Origin of the sequence: Mesorhizobium sp. M7A.F.Ca.US.007.01.2.1, assembly GCF_003998165.1 — a bacterium.
GTDB classification, from domain to species: domain Bacteria; phylum Pseudomonadota; class Alphaproteobacteria; order Rhizobiales; family Rhizobiaceae; genus Mesorhizobium; species Mesorhizobium ciceri.
Map to the genome: position 1 here is coordinate 1 of NZ_RZQP01000250.1, position 8,144 is coordinate 8,144.

Annotated in this window: 7 protein-coding genes and 1 pseudogene; 3 read left to right on the top strand and 5 right to left on the bottom strand. The window is 62.3% G+C overall.

The genetic code is table 11. The features are described from left to right. The 5 genes and pseudogenes from EN949_RS29655 to EN949_RS29675 all read right to left on the bottom strand — a co-directional run. Positions 1-127, bottom strand: a pseudogene (locus EN949_RS29655) (S-(hydroxymethyl)glutathione dehydrogenase); the annotation flags it as partial. A gap of 59 nt (positions 128-186) precedes the next feature. Continuing rightward, positions 187-837 (bottom strand): glutathione S-transferase, encoded by a 651-nt coding sequence (locus EN949_RS29660; protein WP_127366537.1) that lies wholly within the window; start codon positions 835-837, stop codon positions 187-189. Positions 838-904: 67 nt separating this feature from the next. Beyond that, positions 905-2,671: a Rieske 2Fe-2S domain-containing protein gene (locus EN949_RS29665; protein ID WP_024505098.1), complete on the bottom strand. Its 1,767-nt coding sequence runs from the start codon at positions 2,669-2,671 to the stop codon at positions 905-907. 21 nt (positions 2,672-2,692) lie between these two features. After that, complete coding sequence (locus EN949_RS29670; protein ID WP_064995320.1) at positions 2,693-3,586, bottom strand: aromatic ring-hydroxylating dioxygenase subunit alpha; 894 nt, start codon at positions 3,584-3,586, stop codon at positions 2,693-2,695. A gap of 29 nt (positions 3,587-3,615) precedes the next feature. After that, complete coding sequence (locus tag EN949_RS29675; protein WP_013529896.1) at positions 3,616-4,473, bottom strand: aromatic ring-hydroxylating dioxygenase subunit alpha; 858 nt, start codon at positions 4,471-4,473, stop codon at positions 3,616-3,618. Between the two features lie 250 nt (positions 4,474-4,723). On the opposite strand from EN949_RS29675, the gene EN949_RS29680 reads away from it, so the two are divergent. The 3 genes from EN949_RS29680 to EN949_RS29690 form a co-directional block, all read left to right on the top strand. Further along, a complete protein-coding gene (locus tag EN949_RS29680; RefSeq protein WP_013529895.1) occupies positions 4,724-5,560 on the top strand; it encodes a GntR family transcriptional regulator in 837 nt (278 codons plus the stop codon). Beyond that, positions 5,557-6,651, top strand: coding sequence for a BMP family ABC transporter substrate-binding protein (locus EN949_RS29685; RefSeq protein ID WP_013529894.1), 1,095 nt, complete (start codon positions 5,557-5,559; stop codon positions 6,649-6,651). The genes EN949_RS29680 and EN949_RS29685 overlap by 4 nt, the downstream gene beginning before the upstream one ends. A gap of 97 nt (positions 6,652-6,748) precedes the next feature. Beyond that, a partial coding sequence (locus tag EN949_RS29690; protein ID WP_164782581.1) for an ABC transporter ATP-binding protein occupies positions 6,749-8,144 on the top strand: 1,396 nt, incomplete at its 3' end.

The following is an 8,144-nucleotide window of genomic DNA, read 5'->3' on the forward strand; positions in this document are numbered from 1 at the left end:
CGGTGTGGCAAATGCCTGTCGCCTTGATCTCGACCAGCACTTCGCCCTCGCGCGGGCCCTCGAGGTCGACCTCCATGATCTCCAGCGGCTTTCCGGCGGCAACAGCGACAGCGGCGCGGGTTTTCATTCTTTTTCTCTCCCAAATCTCTATTTTGCCGGGCCAGAACGCGGCGCTTATGATCAGGACTATGCGGCGATCTTGCCGGGGCCGGCGGGAAACACACCCGACATGACGGTGAAGCCCTTGATGCGCTTGACACGGTCGCACCAGCGCCGAATAGCCGGATAGTCCTGGCGCGGAACCCCGCCTTCCTCCGACAGGATGATGTAAGGAAAACAGGCGATGTCGGCGATGGTCGGGTGACTGGCCGAACAGATCCAGTTGCGGCCCTGCTGTTCGCCGAACCACAGATGCTCGTCGAGGACACGGAAAAGGCGATGCGCGCCGGCACGCGCGGCGTCGATATCGAAGTCATAAAACAGCGCATCGTGCAGGCGGGCGGCCGACGCCGTCGAAGTGATACCGTCTGCAAAGGCCAGCCACTGGCTGATGTCGCCCAGCAGAGCGGGATTGTCCCGCGGATACCAGGTGCCCGACGGATCGTATTTCGAGGCGAGATAGACAAGGATCGCTTGGGCGTCGCGCAAGATCAGCTCTTCATCCTCGATGACCGGCAGCTGGCCAAGCGGATTGAGTTTCAGGAACCATTCCGACTTGTGTTCGCGGCCGGGGTAGAAGTCGACCGGCACGGTCTTGTAGTCGATGCCGAGAAAACTCATCAGCAGCCGCAGCTTGTAGCAATTGCCCGACAGTTCGTAGTCGTAAAGCGTGATCATCGGCAGCTCCTAAAGCAATTCCAGGAAAAGTAATGGTTTTCCGTCCGGAATTGCGTAAAACAAACAGTTAGATGTCCAGCACGAGGCGTGCCGATTTGGCGCGCGAAACGCAGGTCATGATCTTGGTTCCGGCCTTCCTCTCGGCATCGTTGAGGTAGACGTCCTGATGGTCCGGTTCGCCCTCGATCACCGTCGCCACGCAAGTGCCGCAGGCGCCTTGCTCGCAAGACGACGGAACATCGATGCCGCTTTCGCGCATGACCTGCATGATCGTCTTGCCCGCCGGCACCTGAAGCGTGACGCAGGAGCGCGCCAGCGCGACCTCGAAGCTCGAACTGTCGTCGATCTTGTTGGTGTTCTTGAAGTACTCGAAATGGACGGCGCTATCCGGCCAGCCCTGCTCGGCCGCGATCTTGCGCGCGGCTTCCAGCATCGGTCCCGGGCCGCAGATGTAGAGATGCATGCCATTGCGATAACCGGCGAGGAGTTGTCGAAGCTCGGCGCCGGTCGCGTCGGGCGAGAGGCCGAGATGCGGCTTCAGCGCATCGCCGAGATGCTTCAGCCGATCGGCAAAGGCGAGGTGTTCCTCGCCTTGCGCGAAATAATGCAGCTCGTGCGCAAGCTCCTGGTTCTTCAGCGCCTGCGCCATGGCGAGCAGCGGCGTGATGCCGATGCCGCCGGCGACGAACAGCGTCTTGATCGCATCGCGGCGCAGCGGGAAGTTGTTGCGTGGCTCGGAAATCGCCAGCACGTCGCCCTCTCGCACCGTCTCATGCATGCATTTCGAGCCACCCTTGGAGTCCCGTTCCAGCTTGACGCCGATGGTGAAGCTGTCGGTTTCACCGGGACCGTTGGTGATCGAATACTGCCTGATCTCGCCATTGGGCATGTGGACGTCGATATGGGCTCCAGGCTGGAACGTCGGCAGGATGCCCTTGATCGGACGAAGCTCGAAGCCTGCGATCCCGTCAGCGGTCTGCCATTTTCTGGCCACGCTGACACGCAGCGCAGCCTTGCGGCCATGCGTGGTCACCTCAGGCATTTCGGCGAGTTCGGCCGAGACCCGTTCGTAGACCGGCTCGAGCGGCGCCGGCGCCGGCGCGTTCGCCACGTCGCGCTCGACCTCGTCGCGCAGCTTGGAAAGCCGCTCATTGTGGTGACGCAGAATGGCAATGCGCGCGGCGCCCTCGGCCTCCTGATCGAGCACGCCGCGGATCACCGAACGGTTGGAATCGACCGGCTGCACGAAGAAAACGCCCTGCGTCTCGGCGCCGCTGGCTCGCGAGCGAAGCGCCACAGCGAAATCCTGGGCGGCTTCGACGAGAATGTCGGCGCCCTCGCCATCGATCGCTCCGTTGGGTTGAAAGCGATAGGCTCTCAGCCTCTCGACGACCTTGTCGGCCGGCGCGTTGACCGCGATGCCGCGCAAGGCGACGAGCTTGCCTTCGGCGAGGCCGGCAATCTCAGGCACCTCCCCGCGCGGCTCTTCCGAGGACCAGACCAAGCCATAACGTTCGACCGCCGGAAAAGTGCGGTTGGTGATGGTGCGGGCGGGTGCATCGGCCGGATGAGCCGGGATATAGGTGCAGCCAGCGGTGCGGTTCGAATAACGCCAGCCGTGATACTGGCATTTCAGTTCGCGCCCGTCATTGATGCCGATCGACAGCCTGACGCCGCGATGCAGGCAGCGGTTCTCCCAGATGTTGACGTAACCGTCATCGGCCCGCCACACGGCGAATTCCCGGCCCAGCAACTGGCCGTGGAAAACGTGGCGAAACGGCAAATCATGGGCAGCGGCGATCGGATGCCACCGGCTTCTGGCTTCTTCCAACATCAATCGTCTCCAAAATGTCTGTCAGGCTGCAGCCGGGATGACCCCGTAGGTCACGCCCTTCTGGCTGAGCCAGCGCCGGTAGGCGATGGCCGACTTGTCAGCGCGGATCGGCGTCTCGGCGCGCGGATCGAGCGGCAGGCGCTTCGGCACCTGGTTTTCCAGGATCGGCTTGTCCTGGCCGAAGATCGTCTGCTGGAAACGCTTGATCACCTTGTCTTCATTGTCTTCGTCGAGCACGCAAAGCAGCATGTGGGCGCGCACATGCTCCTGGTCGACCGGCTGCAGGAAGACGGCGATGACATCGCGCCGGGTCTCGTCGATCGGGCTCGATTTATAGAGCACCGAGCAATAGGGATGCGGCACGCGATAGACGTAGTCGACGTCGGCGCCGCCATCGGACGCCGTCGACGCCATCGGCTGGAAGAAGCGGCAGCGCGTGGCCAGGATCTCGTCACGATCGACGGAGATCTCGACGTCGTATTCCTTGACTTCGGTATGCGGCTCGACGCCGAGTATGTCGGTATGCACATAGGGGAAGTGGCCCATGTCGAGAAAGTTCTCGATGGCGCGCGGCGCCGAGACGTTGACGCCGAACGTTGCCGCATTGAGCTTACGGCGGTCCGGCTCTTGATATTCGGGGATCGGGAACAGCTCGGCCGGCGGCGACCCGAGCGAAGTCCAGACATAGCCATAGGCGCTTATTGCAGGCAGCCTGTCGGCGGGTGGAATATGGTCAGCCCTTTGCACATCGGGACGCGAGCGCCAGACGACGGGCTCGCCATCCGCGTCCACCGCAAAGCTGAGGCGCTCCTCGAGCAGAACGGTCTCCTGGACGGCGCCGGGAGCAGCTTCCGCGATGGCGCCCACGGGATGCCAGAGATTGAGGATCACGGGATCAGCGCATTTCGTCATCATGTTATCCCTTCAAATACCCTCGGACGTCATCAGATCTGTGCCGGTATCGCACCATAGGTGACCGCCCTGTCACGCAGCCAGCGCCGATAGGAAACCGAGACGGCATCGGCGCGGATCGGGGTCTCGGCGCGCGGATCGAGCGGCAGGCGCTTGGGGACCTGGTTTTCCAGGATCGGCTTGTCCTGCGCGAAGATCAATTGCATGAAACTGCGCACCGTCGCCGCGTCCATGCCCTCCTTGAGGTAGCAGAGATAGGGATGCGCGACGCAGTTCTCCTCGTCGACCGGCTGCACGAACAGCGTGATGACATCCAGCCTCCCCTTCTGGATCGGATTGCTCTTGTAGAGCGCCACCGTATAGGGCCGGATCACCTTGTAGATGTACTCGACGACGAACCCTTCCTTCGCGGTCGGCGACGCGATGGGCTGGTAGAATTTGCATTCGGTCGCCAGCACCTCGTCCTGGGGCGTGATTTCCACCTTGTAAGGCACGACCTCGGTATGCGGCTCCTCGCCGAGCCAGCCGGTGTGGATGAAGGGGAAATGCCCCATGTCGAGAAAATTCTCGACGGCGCGAAGGCCCGACACCTTGACCGCGATCGAGCCGCCGCTGACCAGATGTCGATCCGCCTCGTTGGCCTCGGGGATGTAGATGATGTCGCGCCAGGGTTTGTCCAGACAGGTCCAGACGAAGCCATAGCGCTCGGCGCTCTTCAACACGTCGCCGGTATCGTTGCGAACGACTTCGATCTTGTTTGAATGTTTTCGAACGACGAGATCGACCCCAAGCAGGCGGGTCGAAAAGGGCACATCCTGGCTGAGCGATTCCTGGTCAGCGACGATATGCCAGTCGTTCAGAAGCTCGCGGTCGACGCAATGGGTTGCCATCGGCATCCCTCCCAACTCGGCTAGCCCTTCACCACGAACCTAGCCTGACGTTTCGCAATGACGAAATCACAAGATTGGATACCAATCAATGATTTTTTGTCAGCCAAAATCATTTTTTGTGTTGACAGACTATGATGATTGAATTCCGATATGGAAAACCTGAACCTGGGATATGGCACATCCCGAAGCGTCATGTCTTCATCATGGAAAGCCTGCTGATCATGTCGTCGCAAAGGCGGAGAACCGTGCCTTGAGCAGCCGCTCCCAGACGATCGCGGACACGCTGACCCGCGCCATCATCGACCATCGGCTGGTGCCCGGCTGCAAGCTCGGCGAGCGCGAGCTTGCCGAGATATTCGATGTCAGCCGCATCGTGGTGCGTCAGGCCCTGATACGGCTCGCCGATGACGGGCTGGCGCAGATCGAGCGCAACCGCGGCGCCTTCGTCGCCAGGCCAAGCATGCAGGAGGCAATGGAGATTTACGACGCGCTGACCCTTGTCGAACAGGGGGTGGCGGCCCAGCTCAGCGATCGCCTTGGCCCCGCCGGATGGGCCGAGCTGCGCCAGCATGTCGAACGCCAGCGCCAGGCAGTCGCCGCCGGCAACGATGCGCTGGCCGACGTGCTCGGCCAGGAATTCCACACGGTGTTCGTGCGCCTTAGTCGCAACAAGGTGATGCAGGAAATCCATGCCCAGCTCGTGCGCCGCACGACGTTGCTGCGCTCGCTCATTTCAGCCGATTTCGACTATTGCAATCTGCTCGACGATCATTCGAGGGTCGTCGACCTCCTGGAAAAGGGCCGCCTGAAACAGGCCATGGACCTGATCGACACGCATCACCGCACCGTGGTGCGCGGCTACATCATGGATCGCGAGGTGTTTCCGGAGATGACGCCTGCCGAAGCGCTCGCACCCTATCTCGACGGCAAGGCCGACGGAGCAACGATATCGGCTGGATTGAGGCAGGCAAAACCATCCGGGAATGGCGACGGCGCGGTGCACGCGCACGTCCATCTCCCTAACAAAGACCGGGCATCGACAAGCCGGGCATCAACCAAAAAAACCAACAGAGGGTTACCGACATGAACGACCTGACAAGACGCGGATTCCTGAAATACAGCGGTGCGCTGGGTGCTGCGCTCGGTGCTGGAGGGCTGAGCACGGTCGCCAAGGCTCAAGAGGTGCTCAAGATCGGCGTCGTCTACGTCTCGCCGATCGCCGAAATCGGCTGGACCAAGCAGCACAGCCTTGGCGTCGAGGCGATCAAAGCCGCGTTCGGCGACAAGGCCGAACTCACCGTCATCGACAACATCTTCATGCCGCAGGATGCGGAGCGCATTTTCCGCGAGCTGGCCAGCGCCGGCAACAAACTGATCTTCGGCACCAGCTTTTCGCACGGAACGCCCATGCAGAAAGTGGCGCCGCGGTTCCCCAAGGTGGCTTTCGAACATTGCTCCGGCATCGTCCACCTTGCCAATCTGGGTACCTTTGAAGCCAAATATTACGAGGGCACTTTCGTCGCCGGCGCGGCCGGCGGCTACATGTCGAAATCGGGCAAGATTGGTTTCATCGGCGGCTTTCCGATTCCGGATATCGTCGGCCCGGCCAACGCGCTGCTGCTCGGTGCGCAAAGCGTCAATCCGAACGCCACCTGCAACGCCATCTTCCTCAATTCCTGGTTCGATCCGGGCAAGGAGAAGGAGGCCGCCAAGACGCTGCTTTCGCAAGGCTGCGACGTCATCTGCTCGATGACCGACACGGCGACGGGCGTCCAGGTCGCGGGTGAAGGCGGCGCCTGGTCGATCGGCTACGCCAGCGACATGGCCAAGTTCGCTTCGGGCAAACAGCTGACGTCCTTTGTCCTCGACTGGACCAGCGACTATGTCGGCGCCGCCAAGGCCGTCGCCGCCGGCACCTGGAAGCCGGAAGTGCGCTGGGATGGACTGGCAGCGGGCGTCGTGAAGATGGCGCCCTACAATGACGGCATACCGGCCGACACCAAGGCCAAGCTGAAGCAGCTCGAGGCCGACATCGGCAGCGGCAAGGTGCACCCCTATGGCGGCGAGTTGAAGGACCAGGCCGGCAACCTCAAGGTCGCTGCAGGCTCCGTCCTGGCCGATGACGATGTTCGCGGCATGAACTGGTTCGTCAAAGGCATGATCGGCAAGCTGAGCTGAACGCCATCAAAGAACCAGGGAGGCGCCGAGACCGACCTTCGGCGTCTCCCTGCCTGGTTCCCGTCCAACCTCGCTTCACGCCACGGCAGGACCCGCCATGCATCCGCGTCTAGAACTGCGCAACATCCGCAAACGCTATCCCGGCGTCGTCGCCAATGACGAGGTCTCGCTGTCTATCCAGCCCGGCGAAATCCACGCCGTGCTGGGCGAAAACGGCGCCGGCAAATCGACCCTGATGAAGATCATCTATGGCGCGGCGCAGGCCGATTCCGGCGAGATCTTCTGCGACGGCAATCCGATCGCGGCGCACAACCCGGCGACGTCGCGCGCGCTCGGCATCGAGATGGTCTACCAGCACTTCGCGCTGTTCGAATCCGTTTCAGTGGTCGAGAACATTGCGCTCTCGGCAAGCAGCGCCTTCGATCTGCCCTCGCTTGCCGCCAAGATCCGCGAGCTTTCGCTTCGCTACGGTATGCCGATCGATCCGCATCGCCAGGTGCATGACCTCTCTGTCGGCGAGCGGCAGCGCGTCGAGATCGTGCGCTGCCTGCTGCAGGCGCCCAAGCTTCTGATCCTCGACGAGCCGACTTCCGTGCTGACGCCACAGGCGGTGGTCAAGCTGTTCGAGACGCTTCGACAACTCGCCGCTGAAGGCTGCAGCATCGTCTACATCAGCCACAAGCTCGACGAGGTGCAGGAGCTCTGTGACACCGCAACCGTGCTGCGCAACGGCAAGGTCACCGGCACCGCTCGGCCGAAAGAGACGACCTCGCTCGAGCTCGCCCGCATGATGGTCGGCTCGAAGCTGCCGGAAATGCATGTCAGCCCGCCGACCCCGAGCGAGAAGCCAGTGCTCGAGGTCAACAACCTTTCGGTCAAGGCAAGAGACCATTTCGGCGTGGATCTGAAGGACGTCTCCTTCAACGTTCATGGCGGGGAAATCGTCGGCCTGGCGGGAGTGTCCGGAAACGGCCAGGCGGAGCTTATCGCCTTGCTCAGCGGCGAACGCACGCATCACAACAACGACGCGATCAGGATTTGCGGTACCGCTGCCGCTCGCCTTCGTGCCGACGAGCGCCGTAAGCTCGGTCTCGCCTTCGTTCCCGAGGAACGGCTGGGCCGTGGCGCGGTACCGTCGCATACGCTGTGGGAGAACGCGGTTCTGACCGCCCATCGCTTCGGCACCGTCCGCAACGGCCTGGTCGACCGGCGCAAAGCCAGCGCCTTCGCAGCTGGCATCATCGACAGGTTCAAGGTCAAGGCCAACGGTCCGGCTTCGACGGCGCAAAGCCTGTCGGGCGGCAATCTGCAGAAATTCATCGTCGGCCGTGAGATCGCGCTCGAGCCGAAGCTTCTGCTTGTCTCCCAGCCGACCTGGGGCGTCGATGTCGGCGCCAGCGCCTTCATCCGCCAGACCATCGTCGACCTCAGCCGCGCCGGCGCGGCGGTGCTCGTCGTCTCCGAAGAACTCGACGAGCTGTTCGAGATTTGTG